Source organism: Candidatus Competibacteraceae bacterium (assembly GCA_016699715.1).
GTDB lineage: Bacteria > Pseudomonadota > Gammaproteobacteria > Competibacterales > Competibacteraceae > Competibacter.
In genome coordinates, this window is sequence record CP065007.1 from 705,956 (window position 1) to 723,332 (window position 17,377).

21 protein-coding genes and 1 pseudogene are annotated in these 17,377 nt (G+C 59.8%); 6 read left to right on the top strand and 16 right to left on the bottom strand.

The window, feature by feature from the left end; translation table 11 throughout:
* The first annotated feature begins 41 nt into the window (after window positions 1-41).
* From ccrA to IPM89_03210, 4 genes are all read left to right on the top strand, one after another.
* Window positions 42-1,433, top strand: coding sequence for a crotonyl-CoA carboxylase/reductase (gene ccrA / locus IPM89_03195; protein QQS54863.1), 1,392 nt, complete (start codon window positions 42-44; stop codon window positions 1,431-1,433).
* Window positions 1,433-1,792 (top strand): CBS domain-containing protein, encoded by a 360-nt coding sequence (locus IPM89_03200; protein QQS54864.1) that lies wholly within the window; start codon window positions 1,433-1,435, stop codon window positions 1,790-1,792. Before ccrA ends, IPM89_03200 begins: the two co-directional genes overlap by 1 nt.
* Before the next feature lie 66 nt (window positions 1,793-1,858).
* Entirely contained in the window at window positions 1,859-2,836 is a 978-nt protein-coding gene (locus IPM89_03205) for an NADPH:quinone oxidoreductase family protein (protein ID QQS54865.1), read from the top strand.
* Window positions 2,837-2,842: 6 nt separating this feature from the next.
* Complete coding sequence (locus IPM89_03210) at window positions 2,843-3,319, top strand: hypothetical protein (GenBank protein ID QQS54866.1); 477 nt, start codon at window positions 2,843-2,845, stop codon at window positions 3,317-3,319.
* A 78-nt stretch (window positions 3,320-3,397) separates the two neighbouring features.
* Here the strand turns inward: IPM89_03210 and IPM89_03215 are convergent, their stop codons facing one another.
* The 6 genes from IPM89_03215 to IPM89_03240 all read right to left on the bottom strand — a co-directional run bounded on the left by IPM89_03215 (window position 3,398) and on the right by IPM89_03240 (window position 8,546).
* On the bottom strand, window positions 3,398-4,660 hold the full coding sequence (locus IPM89_03215) for a sodium ion-translocating decarboxylase subunit beta (protein ID QQS54867.1): 1,263 nt from the start codon (window positions 4,658-4,660) through the stop codon (window positions 3,398-3,400).
* Between the two features lie 18 nt (window positions 4,661-4,678).
* Window positions 4,679-5,080 (bottom strand): acetyl-CoA carboxylase biotin carboxyl carrier protein subunit, encoded by a 402-nt coding sequence (locus IPM89_03220; GenBank protein QQS54868.1) that lies wholly within the window; start codon window positions 5,078-5,080, stop codon window positions 4,679-4,681.
* A 38-nt stretch (window positions 5,081-5,118) separates the two neighbouring features.
* Window positions 5,119-5,463: an OadG family protein gene (locus IPM89_03225; protein QQS54869.1), complete on the bottom strand. Its 345-nt coding sequence runs from the start codon at window positions 5,461-5,463 to the stop codon at window positions 5,119-5,121.
* A 70-nt stretch (window positions 5,464-5,533) separates the two neighbouring features.
* Window positions 5,534-7,084, bottom strand: coding sequence for an acyl-CoA carboxylase subunit beta (locus tag IPM89_03230; protein QQS54870.1), 1,551 nt, complete (start codon window positions 7,082-7,084; stop codon window positions 5,534-5,536).
* 317 nt (window positions 7,085-7,401) lie between these two features.
* Window positions 7,402-7,590: a hypothetical protein gene (locus IPM89_03235; GenBank protein QQS54871.1), complete on the bottom strand. Its 189-nt coding sequence runs from the start codon at window positions 7,588-7,590 to the stop codon at window positions 7,402-7,404.
* A complete protein-coding gene (locus IPM89_03240) occupies window positions 7,587-8,546 on the bottom strand; it encodes an ACP S-malonyltransferase (GenBank protein ID QQS54872.1) in 960 nt (319 codons plus the stop codon). Before IPM89_03240 ends, IPM89_03235 begins: the two co-directional genes overlap by 4 nt.
* 259 nt (window positions 8,547-8,805) lie before the next feature.
* Between IPM89_03240 and folD the strand changes: the two genes are divergently transcribed.
* Window positions 8,806-9,708, top strand: a complete 903-nt coding sequence (gene folD, locus IPM89_03245; protein ID QQS54873.1) for a bifunctional methylenetetrahydrofolate dehydrogenase/methenyltetrahydrofolate cyclohydrolase FolD — start codon at window positions 8,806-8,808, stop codon at window positions 9,706-9,708.
* A 66-nt stretch (window positions 9,709-9,774) separates the two neighbouring features.
* Here folD and IPM89_03250 read toward each other — a convergent pair.
* Window positions 9,775-9,936: pseudogene (locus IPM89_03250) on the bottom strand (DUF2147 domain-containing protein).
* A 68-nt stretch (window positions 9,937-10,004) separates the two neighbouring features.
* Here IPM89_03250 and IPM89_03255 point away from each other — a divergent pair.
* Complete coding sequence (locus IPM89_03255) at window positions 10,005-10,490, top strand: CDP-archaeol synthase (protein QQS54874.1); 486 nt, start codon at window positions 10,005-10,007, stop codon at window positions 10,488-10,490.
* On the opposite strand, the gene IPM89_03260 is transcribed toward IPM89_03255, so the two are convergent.
* From IPM89_03260 to IPM89_03300, 9 genes are all read right to left on the bottom strand, one after another.
* The gene (locus IPM89_03260; GenBank protein QQS54875.1) at window positions 10,487-11,512 is read right to left on the bottom strand and encodes a metallophosphoesterase family protein; all 1,026 of its coding nucleotides are present in this window, start codon (window positions 11,510-11,512) and stop codon (window positions 10,487-10,489) included. The two genes, IPM89_03255 and IPM89_03260, sit on opposite strands and share 4 nt — an antisense overlap.
* Window positions 11,513-11,639: 127 nt before the next feature.
* Window positions 11,640-12,827, bottom strand: a complete 1,188-nt coding sequence (locus IPM89_03265; GenBank protein ID QQS54876.1) for an iron-containing alcohol dehydrogenase — start codon at window positions 12,825-12,827, stop codon at window positions 11,640-11,642.
* A gap of 91 nt (window positions 12,828-12,918) precedes the next feature.
* Window positions 12,919-13,971, bottom strand: coding sequence for a CoA ester lyase (locus IPM89_03270; GenBank protein QQS54877.1), 1,053 nt, complete (start codon window positions 13,969-13,971; stop codon window positions 12,919-12,921).
* Window positions 13,972-13,989: 18 nt separating this feature from the next.
* Window positions 13,990-15,120 carry a methylmalonyl Co-A mutase-associated GTPase MeaB gene (meaB, locus tag IPM89_03275; protein ID QQS54878.1) on the bottom strand — a complete coding sequence of 377 codons (1,131 nt, stop codon included), beginning with the start codon at window positions 15,118-15,120 and terminating at the stop codon, window positions 13,990-13,992.
* A 62-nt stretch (window positions 15,121-15,182) separates the two neighbouring features.
* A complete protein-coding gene (locus tag IPM89_03280; GenBank protein ID QQS54879.1) occupies window positions 15,183-15,362 on the bottom strand; it encodes a type II toxin-antitoxin system HicA family toxin in 180 nt (59 codons plus the stop codon).
* Window positions 15,363-15,562: 200 nt separating this feature from the next.
* Entirely contained in the window at window positions 15,563-15,643 is an 81-nt protein-coding gene (locus IPM89_03285; GenBank protein QQS55763.1) for a hypothetical protein, read from the bottom strand.
* Between the two features lie 115 nt (window positions 15,644-15,758).
* Window positions 15,759-15,980 carry a pilus assembly protein HicB gene (locus IPM89_03290; GenBank protein QQS54880.1) on the bottom strand — a complete coding sequence of 74 codons (222 nt, stop codon included), beginning with the start codon at window positions 15,978-15,980 and terminating at the stop codon, window positions 15,759-15,761.
* A gap of 8 nt (window positions 15,981-15,988) precedes the next feature.
* Complete coding sequence (locus IPM89_03295) at window positions 15,989-16,180, bottom strand: type II toxin-antitoxin system HicA family toxin (protein QQS55764.1); 192 nt, start codon at window positions 16,178-16,180, stop codon at window positions 15,989-15,991.
* A 42-nt stretch (window positions 16,181-16,222) separates the two neighbouring features.
* Window positions 16,223-17,329: an IS4 family transposase gene (locus IPM89_03300; protein QQS54881.1), complete on the bottom strand. Its 1,107-nt coding sequence runs from the start codon at window positions 17,327-17,329 to the stop codon at window positions 16,223-16,225.
* Window positions 17,330-17,377: the final 48 nt, after the last annotated feature.

The window sequence follows — 17,377 nt, forward strand, 5'->3', positions numbered from 1 at the left end:
TATTCAAATAAACAACCCCAACAGAGAGGAATACAGCAAACATGGCCAAAGAACTCTACAACTTGGGTGAAATGCCTCCCCTGGGCGAAATTCCCGAAAAGATGCACGCCTGGCTGATCCGCGCCGAGCGATTTGGCACGCCGATGGAAGCCTTCCAGCAGGAAGTGGTCAAGGTCCCGCCGATCGCGGATGACGAAGTCCTGGTCTACGTCATGGCCGCCGGCATCAACTACAACAACGTCTGGGCCGGATTGGGGATTCCAGTCAACGTCATTGGCGCGCGCAACAAGGCCGGCGAACCGGAAGACTTCCACATCGGCGGCAGCGACGCCTCCGGCATCGTCTACCAAATCGGCAAGGACGTCACCCACGTTAAGGTCGGCGACGAGGTAGTGGTGCATTGCGGCACCTGGGATCGCAACTGTTCCTGGGTCAAGAGCGGTGGCGATCCCATGTACTCGCCCACCTTCCGCATCTGGGGCTACGAAACCAACTACGGCAGCTTCGCCCAATTCACCAAGGTGCAGGCCCAGCAGTGCATGCCCAAGCCCAAACACATGAATTGGGAAGAGGCCGCCGCCTACGTGCTGGTCGCCGCCACCGCCTGGCGCATGCTGCACGGCTGGGGCGCCAACGCCATCAAGAAAGGTGATGTCGCCCTGATCTGGGGCGGCGCCGGCGGGCTCGGTTCCATGGCCATCCAGATCGTCAAAGCGGCCGGCGCCACCCCGATCGCCATGGTGTCCGGCCAGGACAAGTTCGACTATTGCATGAAGTTGGGCGCCAAGGGCTGCATCAACCGCAACGACTTCGACCACTGGGGCATGTTGCCGCACTGGAAGGACAGCGTCGGCTACGCCAAGTGGCTCAAAGGGGTGCGGGCCTTCGGCGCCAAGATCTGGGAGGTGCTGGGCGAGAAGCGGGCGCCCAACATCGTTTTTGAACACCCCGGCGAAACCACCATTCCCACCTCCATCTTCGTCTGCGACACCGGCGGCATGGTCGCGGTCTGCGCCGGCACCACCGGCTACAACGCCACCGTCGATCTGCGCTACCTGTGGATGCGGCAAAAGCGTCTGCAAGGCTCGCATTTCGCCAATGCCGAGCAGTCCTACCAAATGAACGAACTGGCGCTGCGCGGGTTGCTCGACCCCTGTCTGTCGCGGGCCTTCACCTATGCCGAACTGCCGGTCGCCCATCAGCTTATGCACGATAATAAGCATCCGCACGGCAACATGTCGGTGCTGGTCGGCGCCACCGCATTTGGCCAGGGCGCCAGCGGCCAGCCGCCGGTCACGACCCCTCACCCGACGCTACCCCAAGGCGACATGCACACCACCCCACATCCCTACCCGATGTCCGAGCCGCTGCCCGGCATCGCCGAGGCCGAGGCGATCGTCATCACCGACGACGGCACCCGGGTCAGGATCTGATGCATCGCGGGATCATCGCCTGCGGGCCGGACGATACGGTGGCCCAAGTGGCGAAACTGATGATCGACCAGGAAATCCACGCCGTGGTGGTCATGGACGGCGGTCAGGCCACCGGCGTGGTGTCGCAAACCGACCTGGTGCTGGCCCGTCAGGGCCGCACCCCCGAGGAGGCCCGGGCGCTGTTGGCCCACGCCATCATGACCCCCGGCTGCGCCACCTGCGACGCGGCAATGCTCTTGAGCGAGGCGGTCAGCCTGATGACCGGTCGGCGCATGCACCGCCTGGTGGTCACCGAAAACAACCAGCCCACCGGGGTGATCTCCATGACCGATGTGGTCCGTAAACTCATCGGGGCGTAAATCGGCGAAAAACGGGGGCACGTCGATGTGCCCCTGTTTTTTTCTGGAATGGTTTGGGAGCCGACCATGAAAGCCATTGTTTGCCATGAATTGACAGGACCCGCCGCGCTGCGATTGGAGGAGGTACCGGAGCCGCGCCCCGGTTCCGCTCAGGTACGGATACGGGTGCGGGCCTGTGGGGTCAATTTTGCCGACAGTCTGATCACCCGCGGCCAATATCAGGCGCAGCCAAAGCCGCCGTTCAGCCCCGGTTTCGAGGTGGCCGGCGAGGTGCTGGAGTTGGGCGCCGGGGTTGAAGGGTTGGCGGTCGGCGACCGGGTCATTGCCATGACGCCGCATGGTGGTTATGCCGAGCAGGTGGTGGTGAGCGCCAGCCGCTGTGTGGCGATGCCGGCGGCGATGCCGGATGCGCATGGCGCGGGATTTCCGGTGGTGTTCGGCACCTCGCATGTGGCGCTGTGGCATCGGGCGCGGTTGCAAGCCGGCGAGACGCTGGTGGTGCATGGGGCCGGCGGCGGGGTGGGATTGACGGCGGTAGCCATCGGCAAGCGGCTGGGCGCGACGGTCATCGCCACCGCCAGCGGCACTGAAAAACTGGCGGTGGCCGCCGAACACGGGGCGGATCATCTGATCGATGTCGGCCGCGAGGACGTAAGGGCGCGGATCAAGGATCTGACCGATGGGCGTGGCGCGGATGTGGTGTACGATCCGGTCGGCGGTGAGTTGTTCACCGCCTCGCTGCGCAGCATCGCTTTCGAGGGACGGATTCTGGTTATTGGTTTTGCCGGCGGCACCGTGCCGCAGATCCCCGCCAATCATTTGCTGGTCAAGAACGTCGATGTCATCGGTCTCAATTGGCCGGCCTACGCGGAGCTCAACCCACGGGTGATGACGGAAAGCTTCCGGATTCTCCTGCAGTGGTATCTGGAAGGAACGCTCCAGCCTTATGTATCGGCGATCTACGCCCTGGATCGAGCGACCGACGCCCTGGATCGGGTGGTCGCGCGCAAGTCCACCGGCAAGGTGGTCATCAGTGTGGATTGAACGCGCGTGAAGGCGGAACCGACAGAACTTAGCATTCGACATTTAGGCCGGACGACGCGAGCGACGGTACGAGGCGGCGATGCTCAACTCAAGAAATTTCGTGCTGCCTTGCTGCTGAAGGGGTTTACGGTCGCCAGCGAGCGGGATGATCGACTGGATTTGCGGCGACGGGCTTATCTGCTACAGGATGATTGGCCGATGCGGGTATCCGTCCGCCGCGACGGCAACCGGTTCGAAATCGACTACTGGTTGTTCATTCCCTGGGGCTGGATCTTGGGACTGAGTGTGTTCACCTGGCTGGCCCTGCCTTTCGCCGGGTTTCAAAATGCGGGCTTGGCGTTCGTACTGGCGTTGCTGGTTGCGGCGCTGGCTATCTACAAGCAGAAATTCGATTGCCGGCCCGATGCTCGGTTCTGGCAGCAGCGCTCCCGGCAGCGCTGGGGCGAAGTCATGGAACGGCTACTGCGAGAATCGTTCGAGTAACCGCCTCGATCGAGTGGCGGAGGGAAGCCGGAAATGGAAAGCGGCGGGCTGCATCCAGGCTGCCCGCCGGGTTGGGAATCAGCCTTTCGGCAACAGCAGGGCGATGAAGGTCGCCGCGAAGATGGCGCTGGTGATGACGCCACTGATGCTCGCGCCCAGCGCGTGCGGCAGGACGACAACGCCGGGTCCGACCGATTTTTGCGCTACCTTGGCGCAGGTGGGCACGCAGCTCACCCCGGCGATGCCGGTCACCGGGTTGTACTTCTTACCGGATAGATAGTACATCGCATAACCGCCCAGAATACCGCCAATGCCGGAAATCAGCAGCGCCAGAATGCCCAGCACCAGCAGTTTCAATACCACCGGATTCAGGATGGTGCCGGCTTCGCACAGTACCCCCAGCAGCAGCCCCAGAAAGAAGGTCGCGCTGTACAGTATCGTGTTCGAGAACAGTTCAAAGAAGTAGGTGAGTTCGCTTTCACGAACCACTACTCCGATAAACAGCGATAGAAACAGCGGCGATGCGACCGGAAACAGCAGGCTGAGCAGCACGCAAGCGATCACGGCGAATACCAGCTTCTGGTTGGAGGTGATCGGCTTGGTCTTTTCCATCGGCATGGGCAGGTTGCGCAGCCGTTCGGGGATCAGCAGCTTGATCAGGTACGGATACCCACCGTAGGTTAGCCCCAGATACAGGTAGGCCACCACAGTGATCGGCACGAATAAATCCCGTGCCAACTGCAACGAAGTAAACAGTACCATGGGTCCGTCGGCACCGCCGATGGTTGCCACCGATGCCGCCTGACCGGGCGTCAGCCCCAGCGCCACGGCGATTGGGAACACGAAGACCGTGCCCAACTCCGCGAACAGGGCGATGAACATGCTCTGGAACGGACGGGCCATCACAAAGCCCACGTCCAACAGAGATCCAATGCCCATGAACACCAGACAGGCGATCAGACCATTGCTGAACATGAAGGTGTAGATCGGCTGTAGCCAGTTGATCTGGAGGATGTTCACCAGTGCGGTGGTATCCGAGGCCAGCGGCGCGACGAACAGGGTGCCGGGCAACTGCTGCGCCGCCTGCCCGGCGATGACATTTATGCCGGTTGCCGGATCGTAGGCGGAGAAGAACATCACCCCCGCATTGATGGTGGCCATGCCCAAGCCCATCGGGATCATCAGCAGGGCCTCCAGCACCCCCTTACGTCCCAGATAGAGCAACACAATTCCCAGCGCCATCAGAAAGATTCGACCGAAGGCGATCTTGGGGTCGGTGGAAAAGCCTTGAACCAGGGTGCTAACACCCTGGAAAATATCAAGTAAATTGAGGGATTCCATAACGGAACACTCCCGGCCTTAGCCAATACTCAGCAATACCTGCCCCGCATCCACCGGGTCCCCCGGCTTGACCGCGATGCTGGTCACTTTGCCGCCACGTTGGGCGACCACATGGGTAACCATCTTCATGGCTTCCAGCGACACCAGTTTATCGCCCTCGTTGACCGCTTGGCCGACGCTGACATGGACCATCTGCACCACACCACCCAGCGGTGCGACTTCGTCGCCCGGACCCGCCGCCGCCGCAGAGACCGGAGAGGTCGCCGGCGCGGGCGCGGTGGGAACCGGCGCCGCCGGCTGCGGCGCGATGCTCATGCTGCCCGGTTCTGGATAGATGCCTTGGGTGCCGCCGGTGGTGATGTCTTCGACCGCGACGATGTACTGCTTGCCTTCGACGGTGATGCGAAATTTCTTTTCCATTTTGGGTACTCTCGCAAGGGAAGAAAAAAACGATGAATTCAGGACTTGTGTGGGGTGTGGGACGTGTGGTGGACCGTGCGCGCCTCGGCGGTCCAACTATAGCCGCGTCCCGGCGTTTCGATGCGTACGATGCGGTGGGCACCGAGCATGGCGGCTATCGTCGCGGTAATCACGGCCAGGTGTTCCCGTGGCACGCCCTCAACCGCCGGCTGCAGGGCCGGCGCGGGTTTGGCCGGCGCCTTGGATGCCTCCTGAGTTGAGCTGCGCGACAGTGCCCAGACGATGCCGCGGATGACCACGGCGACCAACATCGAGACGACGATCACGATGCCGTAGATCACGAAGATGTCGCCAATGGCGTCCATCGTGGTGTAGGTCTTCATCGGTGGATTCCCGTTAAGTGGGGTTGTGGCGGTCCGAACCGGCCTGAGCCGGTTGCCGGACAGGGTTCGTTCAGAGCGGGATGCAACCGTGTTTCTTGGACGGGCGCAATTCGCGTTTGCTCAGCAACTTGCGTAGCGACAAGGCGATGGTGGCCCGGGTGTCGGCGGGTTCGATCACATCGGTGATGTAGCCGCGCGAGGCTGACATATAGGGCGAGGCAAACTTGGCCCGGTATTCCGCCGCCAGCTCGGTTGCCTTGGCTTTGCGGTCCTCGGCGGCCTTGAGTTCGCTGCGGTAGAGGATGTTGACCGCGCCTTCCGCGCCCATCACCGCGATTTCGGCGGTCGGCCAGGCGAATACCAGATCGGCACCCATTTCCTGGGCGCACATGGCCAGGTAGGAACCGCCATAAGCCTTGCGCAGGATGATGGTGATCTTGGGCACGGTGGCCGATGCGTAGGTGTAGAGCATCTTGGCGCCATGGCGAATGATGCCGCTGCGCTCCTGTTCGATGCCGGGCAGGAAGCCGGGTACGTCCACCAGCGTCACCAGCGGGATGTTGAAGGCATTGCAGAAACGGATAAACCGGGCGCCCTTGTCGGAAGAGTCGATGTCCATCGCTCCGGCCTTGACCAGCGACTGATTGGCGAGGATGCCGACCACGGTGCCTTGAATGCGGGCGAAACCCACCACGATGTTGCCGGCCCAACCCGCATGGACTTCCAGGAATTGACCGTCATCGACCAGTCGCTTGATGATGGGTTGCACGTCCATGGGTTCCGAGGACGTGTCCGGGATCAGGGCGTTGATGCCTTCATCCGATGACAGATCGAGGTCAGGGTAGGGCTGATGCGGCGGATCCTCGGTGTTGTTGGACGGCATGTAGCTCAGCAACGCCTTGGCGATCTGGATGGCGTGCAGATCATCCTCGGCGACGAAGTGGACGTTGCCGCTGATCGTGGCGTGCATCTGGGCGCTGCCGACCTCGTCCAGGCTGGTGGTGCGGCCGGTGACGGCCTTGATCACCTCCGGGCCGGTGATGAACATGTAAGCGTTCTGCTTGGTCATGATGATGAAATCCATCAACGCCGGCGAGTACGACGCGCCGCCGGCGCAGGGACCGGCAATGATAGCGATCTGTGGCACCACGCCGGACAGCAGGACGTTTTGATAGAACACTTCGCCGTAACCGGATAGCGCATCCACTGCTTCCTGGATGCGGGCGCCGGCGGAATCCTTGAAGGCGACCACGGGAGCACCGATTTTCAGGGCCAGTTGCATGGATTGCACGATCTTCTTGGCGTGCATTTTCCCCAGGGTGCCGCCCATCACCGTGAAGTCCTGGCTGAACGCCGCGACCGGCCGGCCATCCACAAACCCGGTACCGACGATCACACCATCGGAAGGGAGTTCTTTGTCGGCCAGGCCAAAGTGCTTGGCGGCGTGCTTGGCATGGGTGGCGATTTCCTGGAAGGTGTCCGGCTGGAACAGGGCCAGCAACCGTTCGCGGGCGCCCAGCAGTCCCTTGGCGTGCCGTTCCTGGAGTTTGTCCTCGCCGCCGCCCGCTAGGACCTTGGCGCGGCGTTCCCGCAAAATATCGAGCTGTTTCTCGGAAAGCATGATCCTCACCTCACTTGGTGTTCGAGTTGGTCGGCAAACGGACAAGCAACAAACTTTCCCCCGCCAGCCCGCATACGGGGAAGCGGGCTGGCTTATGGATTTATATATGCGGGGGAAGCAATGATTTCAGTGGAACGGTAACCGGTTGGCGGAAAGGATAACGCCCGCCTATATCAGACCACCACTCTCAACTTCTGCCTAAGGGTAGCCGAAATCCGAATAAACGCGATAGCCGTCCACGGCTTTTGCGAAAGGTCATGGACATCGGCGCGATCCTTTTTTCCCGGAAAATGCGGGCAGGGCGCGCTGAGGCACAGTCAGATCAGAGGTTCGGTGGTTTTGCGGTCGTCGGTCTGCTGTTCGGAGTCGGGCGCCGGTTGGGCGGAGGCCCCAGCGTCCTCCGCGATATACCGAATCAGTTCGCCGCGGCGATGGGCGCGTTTCATCGCTTCCTGACCGAGCATGCGACGGGTGCGTTGGGCGTGGGCGGCGGCGCGGTGCATCATGATTGCAGGGCCGCCGCGGTTTCCCGCAGAGTCTGGCTGTTGATGGCCGCGTGATAGTGAGCGCTGAAGTCGGAGCCGCGCAGCGCTTTCCTGATCATGCTTTCCAAATTCGGGCGCTTATCCTCCGGCGTGGCGCCGGTGCCCAGGCCGCCGCCGAATTCGACGATGGTGGTGATGCCACCGTGGAAAGCGGTGTCCAGGTTGTCGATCCAGTGGACCGGATGAAACAGTTGGAAGAACAGCCGGGTCTTGATGGCGGTGGGGTCGGGATCGTGATAGGTGCCGGTATAGTTGGACAGTACGCGGACGGTGGGCGCGCTCATTTCGGCGGCGTCCAGCACCGGGCGGAAGTGTCGGGCGGCGGTGATCATGTAAAAGGTGTGGAAGGCGCCCTCGGTCTTCAGCCGGGTCGGTCGCTTGCGCGGGAATTGCGCGTGGGCGTCGGCGGTCAGCCGGTCCAGATCGTCGGTAAGACCGCCGACCACGGTCTGGTCGAGCAGGTTGCGGGCGGAGATAACGCAGTAATGCTTTTCCGCCATCGGGTGGATATTGTCGAGGTGCAACGGGAAGGCCAGCATTTCTCCGGCGCCGTAAGTGCCCATGAACTCGCCCCGCTTTTGCACCAGCCGCAGGGCGGTTTCGAAGCTCAGGGTGCCGGCGGCGACCAGGGCGCAGTATTCGCCGAGGCTATGGCCGGCGGTCAGGACCGGTTGCACTTGGTTGTCGGTCAGTTCGCGGAAGATGTCCAGGCAAGCCAGCGAGTGGACCAGCAGGGCGGGCTGGGTATGGCGGGTCAGCCGCAAATCGTCCTCCGGCCCTTCCAGGCAAAGCTTGAGAAGGTCGTAACCGAGGAGGTCGTTGGCCTGCTGGTAAAGCTGCCGGGCCACCGGGAAGTCGCGGATCAGGTCGCTGCCCATCCCGACATACTGGGAGCCCTGCCCCGGAAAAATAAACATGATTTGCTGGTCCTGACTCGACACGACTGCTGCGCTCCTGTGGGGAGGTATTTAAACAAGCGCGCAAAGATACGGCCAAGTGTCGGACAAGGCAAGGGGTTTTCAAGCAGGATGGACGCATGGGAAGTGTGATGTTGCCAGTTCGAAATCCACTGCCGAGGGCGATGTGGGCCCAGCCTCGACACGCGGTCCACGTCATGCCGGAGTCGGTTACGTTTGTAGTAACATGACAAAAAGTCCAAATGATCGCGAGGAACCCATGGCCAAAGCCACCATCATCGACGGTAAACATTTCGCCGCCCGCTTGCGTGCCAGCATCGCCACGCATACCGCCCGGCTCAAGGCGGATCACGATCTCGTTCCCGGTTTGGCGGTGGTGCTGGTCGGCGAGGACCCCGCTAGCCAGATTTATGTCCGCAACAAGGGGTTGCAGGCGCGGGAGGCGGGCATGAGTTCCTTTGAGCACCGTTTGCCGGCCGATACGAGTCAGACTGAACTGCTGGCGCGCATCGCCGGATTGAACCGGGACCCAGCGGTCAACGGGATTCTGGTGCAACTGCCGCTGCCGCAGCAGATCGACCCGGAGGCGGTGATCGAGGCGATTGCCGTCGAAAAGGATGTCGATGGTTTTCATCCGTTCAATGCTGGACTATTAGCGGTTGGGGGAGCCGGGATGGTGCCGTGCACGCCGCTGGGGTGTTTGATGATGCTGAAGCATTATGCCGGCCCGCTGGCTGGCCAGCGGGCGCTGGTATTGGGGCGTTCCAACATCGTCGGCAAGCCCATGGCGGCGCTGCTGCTGCGGGAGCATTGCACGGTGACCATTACCCATTCCCGCACCCGCGATCTCGCCGACGAATGCCGGCGGGCCGATATTTTGGTGGCGGCGACCGGCCGGGCGCACATGGTCAAGGGCAATTGGCTGAAGCCGGGCGCGACCGTGATCGATGTCGGCATCAATCGCATCTCCACGCCGGATGGCAAGGGGCGGCTGGTGGGCGATGTGGACTTCGACTCGGCGGTTGCGGTGGCCGGTGCCATCACGCCGGTGCCGGGCGGAGTCGGCCCGATGACCATCGCTTGTCTGCTGCTCAATACCCTGACCGCCACTTGCCGGCAGCATGGCCTGCCAGTGCCCGAAGTCGAACCGGCGGCGGAATAGGCGCCTCTTGCCTCTCGGTTCCGATGCCCTTGCCTCCATCAAGGAGTGGAGAGCGAGGGCAGTTCGAGCAAGGTGTCCGGTGACTGTCAATAGGTTGCCGCCATCATTCAGCTTGGCCTTATTCGGGTAGGCGCTGCCGTCGGTTGGCTTGGCTACCTGGCCGCCGGTCCACCCGCTCGCCCTCCTTTTTTGAATTCCACATAATACGCATCCCCACCAGCGGGTTATCTTTCAGTCCATTCTTGCACTTGCCACGGGTCCGCTTGGTAGTGTCTTCCTCAATCGATCTTGTTGCGATGTTGTCGATCGAGTTGCAGTTGCTGCTGCTGATTTTGGTTGCGAACGGCGCGCCGATCATCGCCGCTGCGGTGTGCGGCGTCTGGGGTGCGCGACCGCTGGATGGCGGGCGAGTGCTGGCGGACGGCTATCGCCTGCTGGGCGGTTCGAAGACCTGGCGAGGCGTGTTGCTGGCCCCACTGGCTTCCGGCGTGACGGCGGTACTGTTGGGTTTGCCGGGGATGATCGGCGTGGTGGTCGGTCTGGCCGCGATGCTGGGCGATCTGTTGTCGAGTTTCAGCAAGCGGCGGCTGGGCATGGCGGCCAGCAGCATGGCCTTCGGGCTGGATCAGATTCCGGAGGCGCTGTTGCCGCTGCTGGCGGTGTCAGTGCGGTTTAACCTCACCTGGTCGGCAATGGCCTGGATTGTGGCTGGTTTCATTATGCTGGAACTGGCATTGTCGCGGCTGCTGTACTGGCTCGGCATCCGCAAGCGGCCCTACTAGGCCGGTTGCGCCCGCAGGTGGTGCAGGGTGATTTCCGGCGGGCAGTTGAAGCGAACTCCAACCACCGATGAACCCGATCCCACCGAGGTGTAGCCCTGCATCTGGTGATAGCGCCAGGCGCCGCGACAGAACCGGCGCGGGCAGTCGGCGTTGGTCATCAGCGCGACGCCGCCCGGCAGGCAGATCTGACCGCCATGGGTGTGTCCGCTCAGCATTAGATCGAAGCCGGTGTGGGCGGCCAGCCGGTAGGGTTCCGGCGAATGCGACAACAGGATGGCGATGGCATCCGGGGGGATGTTTTGGGCGGCCTTGTCAAAGTTATCCACCTGAAAGAAGTGCGGATCGTCGATGCCGGCCAAGTGGATGAAGGCGCCGCCGCGCTCCAGGATCGCCGATTCGTTGAGCAGCACGCTGATGCCCAGCGCCTCGATGTCGGGCACCATGCGGATGGAATCGTGGTTGCCCAGAATGGCATGGACCGGGCCGCGCAGATGCGGCCGCACCTGAGCCAGCGCCTCGATGGCGGCCTCATGGGGACCATGGGTTTTGGCCCGGAAGTCGCCGGTTATGACGCAGGCGTCGTAGCGCACCTGTTCCAAGCGCTCGATCAGTGCGGTGGGGTAGCCACTGTCCATGTCCAGGTGCAAGTCGCTGAGATGAAGCAGGGTGAAGTCGTGCAGGGCGTCCGGCAGCTTGGGAACGATAACTTCGTTGTGGCGGACCTGGATGGCGGTGGCGTTGCGTACCCCCCGGTGATACAGCCCCAGGCAACGCAGGCTCAAGCGGATGAGGCTATGAATCGAGCGCCAATTTTCGATGTGGAAAAAGGTCCGGCCGCGCCCGAATACTTGAGTGGCGTGATCGGCCTCGATGCCGAGGCGTTGCCGCAGATGAACCCGTCCGATCCTTTTTTCCAGCCGCTTCAGTTCGACCGTTTCCCGATCGACGATCACGCTGCTTGCGAGGCGCGCGCCAAGCGGTTGGGATAAAGGAGAGTCGTCGTGAGTGGAAGGTTTTTTCATGATGGGTTCTCTCGGGCATCCGCGCCCCAAGCCATGTTAGCACCGTGGGGGCGACTGGGCGAAAGCGGATCTGGCGGCTAGAGGCATGGTGCGACCATGGCCAAAAGCCGGCGATCACGCTGCCGAATCACAGCCGTCGCGCGAGCACCTCGGCGATTTCGGCGTCGCTCGGTACCAACGGATTGGTTTTCATGCTGCCGCCGCGCGAGTGGGCGACGAGCTGCGCGAAATCGCTCTCCCGAATCCCGTAGGCGTTTAACCGGGGTAGCGCCAATCGTTCGGTCCATTCATCCAGCAACGCCAACAGAGCAGCGTGCCCTTCTTCGGGACTGGGGAAATGCCGTGCGTGCAGGAGATCGCCGGCCCGGGCGTACTTGCGCCAAGCCGGATTGCCAGGATCGCGTTCCCGCAGCGCGGCCAGATTGACACGGGTGGCGGCGCCGACCAGAGTGCCGCAAACCACACCGTGCGGAATGGGGAAGAACGCGCCCAGCGGCGAGGCCAGGCCGTGGACCGAACCCAGACCGGTCTGGGCCAGGCAGACGCCCGACAACAGCGCCGCGTAGGCCATGCGTTCCCGACCGGCGGCGGCGTCCGCCCCACCTTCGTACCAGGCAAACAGTCCCTCGCGCACCGCTTTCAGCCCGCTTTCCGCCAGCGTGTCGGTGAACGGGTTGGCTTTGATGGAGACGTAGGATTCCAGCAGTTGCGTCAGCGCGTCCATGGCGTTGGCGGCGATCTGCGGCGGGGGGCAGGTCGCCAGCAGGTCCGGGTCGAGCAGGGCGTATTCCGGCACCAGCAATTCGTGGCGGAAGGATTTTTTGAAACCGTTCGGGCCGCGCACGCTCAGCACGGCGTTCTTGGTGGCTTCGCTGCCGGTGCCGGCGGTGGTGGGTACGGCGATGAATGGCAGGGCCGGACCCTGGTAGATTTTTTCCGGGCCGACGCCTTCCAGATAGTCCATGACGGAACCGCCGCCCGGCAGCAGACCGGCGATCGCCTTGGCGGCGTCCAGCACACTGCCGCCGCCGATGCCGGCAACCGCCGTGATTCCCGTGCCGTGAAATTGCCCAACCGCTTCGTCCACGAATTGGGGCGAGGGCTCATCATCGACCCGTATCTGTTCCCAGGCGATTCCGGTTTTTTCCAACGCTGCCCGTAACGCCGGCCAGTGCGATGATTCCAGAAACGAACGCTGGCCGGTGACCAGCAATACGCGGTTTCCGTATTGGGCGAGCAGAGTGGGCAGTTTGCCGATGAAGCCGGCGCCGAATTCGATGCGGGGCAGACGGGCGATGGAGAACGGCTGGATCATGGGCGGCTGCTCCAATAAGCGGCGAGGCGGCAAGCGGGGGCGAGGGGGTTGATCGTCCCGCTCCGTGGTGGAGCGGGAGGGTTGGCGGAAATTAGAATCCGTACAGCGCCTTATACTCGGCGTCGCGGCTGGCGATCAATTGGGCGAGGTTCAGAACGACCTTGCACTGTTTCCAGGTGGCGTCGTCCTGCATCTTGCCGTCGATCATCACCGCGCCGCTGCCGTCGGGCATCGCCTCGACCACCCGCTTGGCCCAGGCCACTTCTTCCGCTTTCGGGCTGAACACCCGCTTGGCGATGGCGATCTGGTTGGGATGCAGGCTCCAGGCACCGACGCAGCCCATCAGGTAGGCGTTACGGAACTGGTCTTCGCAGGCGGTCAGGTCGGCGATGTCGCCGAACGGGCCGTAGAAGGGCAGGGCGCCGACGCTGGCGCAGGCGTCCACCATCTTGCCGATGGTGTAGTGCCACAAATCCTGCTGGGCGGTCGGACGGGGAGCCTCCGGATTCTTCGGGTCGGGATCGGTGCGCACCACATAATCGGGATGGCCGCCGCCGACCCGGGTGGTCTTCATCCGCCGCGACGCCGCCAAGTCGGCGGGACCCAGGCTCATACCCTGCATCCGGGAACTGGCGTTGGCGATTTCGTCCACGTTCGCCACGCCGAGCGCGGTTTCCAGGATGGCGTGAATCATCAACGGCTTCTTGACGTTGTACTTGGCTTCCAGTTGCGCCAGCAGTTGATCGGCGAAATGGATGTCCCAGGCACCCTGAACTTTGGGCAGCATGATCACGTCCAGCTTGTTGCCGATCTCGCCGACCAGCCGGATCAGATCGTCGAGGAACCATGGGCTGTCGAGACTGTTGACCCGAGTCCAGAATTGGGTGTTGCCGAAATCCACGTTTTTACCGATCTGCACCAACCCTTCGCGGGCGGCTTCCTTGCGGTCGATCGGCACGGCGTCTTCCAGATTGCCCAGCATGATATCCACGGTCTTGGCGATGTCCGGCACCTTGACCGCCATCTTGGGGTTGCTGGGATCGAAGAAATGAATCATTCGCGAGGGTAATACCGGAATCTCGCGGAGTGGTTCGGGGGCGCCAACGACCTTGGCTTTAAAAAAATCGCGGGGACTGCGTAGCATGGTTTTCCCTCCCGGGTTTTAGCGACCTTCGTATTTATAAATGAGTTGTTGGGCGGCAACGGTCGGCGGAATATGTCCGTTGACCACCGCCTCCTCGATCTCGGCGCGAATGCTGCCCACGCCGGCGTGGTTGAAGAAGCTGGTGCGCAGGTGTTCCTCGACCATCGAGTACACCCAATCCAGGGTCTGTTGCTGGCGGCGCTTTTCGAAGACGCCGCTGGCAGCCGTCTGCTGACGAAAATCACGGACGACCTGCCAGATGGCGTCGATACCCTCGCCGTGCGCCGCCGAACAGGTATAGGCACGGGTATACCAGCCTTTGGTGGCCGGGGCGAGATAGTGCAGCGCCCGGTTATAATCCACCTTGGCGGCGTTGGCGCGAATTTTATTATCGCCATCCGCCTTGTTGACCAGCAGGGCGTCCGCCAACTCCATGATGCCCTTTTTGATGCCCTGCAACTCGTCGCCGGCCCCGGCCAACATCAGCAGCAGGAAAAAGTCCACCATCGAGCGCACGGTGGTTTCGCTCTGGCCCACGCCAACGGTTTCCACCAGGATCACATCGAAACCAGCCGCTTCGCAGATGAGCATGGTTTCACGGCTCTTGCGGGTGACGCCGCCTAGGGTGCCGCTGGAAGGTGAGGGACGAATGAAGGCGCGGATATCGCGAGACAGCAGTTCCATCCGGGTTTTATCGCCGAGAATGCTGCCGCGCGTCACCGTACTGCTGGGGTCCACCGCCAGCACCGCGACCTTGTGGCCCTGCTCGCAGAGATGGAGGCCCAGGGCTTCGATGAAGGTGCTTTTACCGACGCCGGGCACCCCGGTAATGCCGATTCGGATCGAGTTGCCGGTTCTCGGCAGGAGTTGCCGCAGCACTTCCTGGCCCATGTCGAAATGTGCGGGAGAGTTGCTTTCCACGAGAGTGATGGCCTGCGCCACGATATTGCGGTCGCTGGCCAATACTCCGGCTACGTATTCATCCACCGTCAGCCGACGCCGGCGCGGGATTTTCGGGCGCGGTGTCGCTGCGTTGGCCTGACCGGGGATGCCGTCGTGGCCACCATCGATGCCAGACATGACTGAAGTGGTGAATTCAGAACCGGCGTTTAGAGGAACCCAGTCGGGTCTTTGGTTTTTTTTGCTCATGGCTTTTTAATAGCGAGAGTTAGAATTGTGTTGCGGTGTGTGGTATTCGTTGCAGTACCCAATCAGGGATCAGTAAGTTTTTTGATAATTGACTTCGCTGGATTTTCATTGATTTCAGAAGGTCGAGGCACAGGCTGGGATTTTGAGGTTTTTGGATTAGTATACCAGTCATGCGCGCCGCCATGCCGAACTAGGGTATAACTCATTTCTTCAAGATGTTTAATCAAGTCTCGCCTTTTCATCAATCCATTACCAGTTCTTCCACTTTCCGAATATGCGGGATTTCCCCAGAGTCAATATCCATGAGAAGGCTTTTTAGATTTTTAACCAGTTCTTCCTTTGATAAACCCTGCGTCTGGTAATCGGGATAGTCATTCAGAAAGCCTAAAAAAAAGTTGCTGTCTTTCCAGTAAGTAAGTTTGAGGGTTTTTATGATGTTGCCTTATAATAAAATGACAAATGTTTTATTTCTGCCAACATTAAATACAGTTAGCTTGTTTGCCTGATCTGCGTTAGGGAACATCAAACGTAACGAATAAGCGTTAGACTGCTTGTCTGGGCAATGGGAGTTGAAATCTTCCAGTTCTCAGAACTGTTGGCATATGTACTTGCTTAGCAAACTCCAGTGCAATACCCAATTAGGCTACTTCTCGCATAGGACGAACGCGAGGATTAGGCAGTAAACGCCCTGTGGTTTCAAAGTGTTGAATCACATCTTCAATAACTTCGCATAATTCGCCATATAATTGCACTGGATCATCTCCGTGAATCCCAGTAATTAAATCAGGGCATCTTCCAATATATGTCTGATCTTGTTCGCTCCACTCTACCCACTTATGATATAAGTCACTTTTTTTCATGGCTTTACCTATTCTAAAGCTTGTTCCATATGCCTTTCTTGATAAGTCTTCGCGTCGTCACCAGTTTTTCCACTAAGAGTGACTGATCCAGCATAGTTTTTATGAGTAAATTTACGGTGTGAACCTTTGCCGCCACCCGAAATCTCGTAGAAACCAGCGTTTTTCAAATCCTGTATAAGTTCTCTGATCTTTCTTGGTATTTTTAGTCATTGTACAGGACAAAATCATCTAACCAAATGAATTTACGTTAAAATTCTGCCGGGTGGCGTATTGGTTAGAGGTAGAAAACAGCGATTTTGAGGGCTCGATCCCAACCGTTTAAAGAGCGACTCCAGTGCCTGATGAAAAGCGTATTGCCGGGCGGATTCTTGGTGATGAAATAAACAACTTCTCAAATAATCTAATCCATAGCGAAAAAGACTTTGGGTGGGACGGCCATGTTTTTTGATCTTGATCGGTTTAATTTCATGGCGCCATTCACCAATAATATGCGCCCAACTAAATGCAATAGCGAGAAAAGCCATCCATTTTTCAAGTCGCTGGGGGTCAGTTATATGGGTGGATTCCAGATCGAATCCCCGAGTTTTTAAGCAAATGAAAAGCGTTTCGATCGGCCAGCGTTCCTTATAATTTTCCAACGCGGTTTCCGGTTGTTCTTGCGTTGCGAGAATAACGAATTCACCGTTGGCCATTTTCAGACCAATCACATAAAGAGAGTGCCCCCACACGGTTCGTTGGCCCGATAAAACCAGAGCGCTGCCACGGGGTAGGCCTCGAAAAAGATTTTCGGCGGAGACGGGGACCCCTCGGGAGTTAGAGATTTGCGTATTCTTTTTGATGCGTATTACGAATTTAATTTGATTTTCAATAAGATAACCAAACCATTGAATCCCAATAAACTCGCGATCCGCAAACAAGCAGGCGATCATTTGCGGGCCGAAAATCGTAAGGAATCGATTCATTAATGCTATTCTTTCTTGGGTATTTGAGTTGCCTTTTTTATCTAAAGCAACCCATAGTATAGGAAAAGCAGATCCGCGATAGACGACTCCTAAAACAAGGTAATTGATATTGACATCACCATATTTCCAATTGGTTCTATCGAGTGTCAATTTGAACTGAAGCACAGGAATGAGACTGGCAATGAACCGGGCGACTTGATTCAGGTCTAGAGAAAATTGACAAAAAAGTCGTTGAAGGCGTTTGTAATGAGAGGCCGGTTGCGCACGCCCAGGAAAGGTGACAGCAATCTTTGCGAGATTGACCGTTCCCATCTGGATGATTCCGATAATTAAATAGACAATGCAAGAGATACGCGCTCGGTTCCAGTGAAAATGATGATGAAGCATTTCTGCAAAGTGCCGGGTATTAAAAAGGGGAATTCACGGAATTAACCT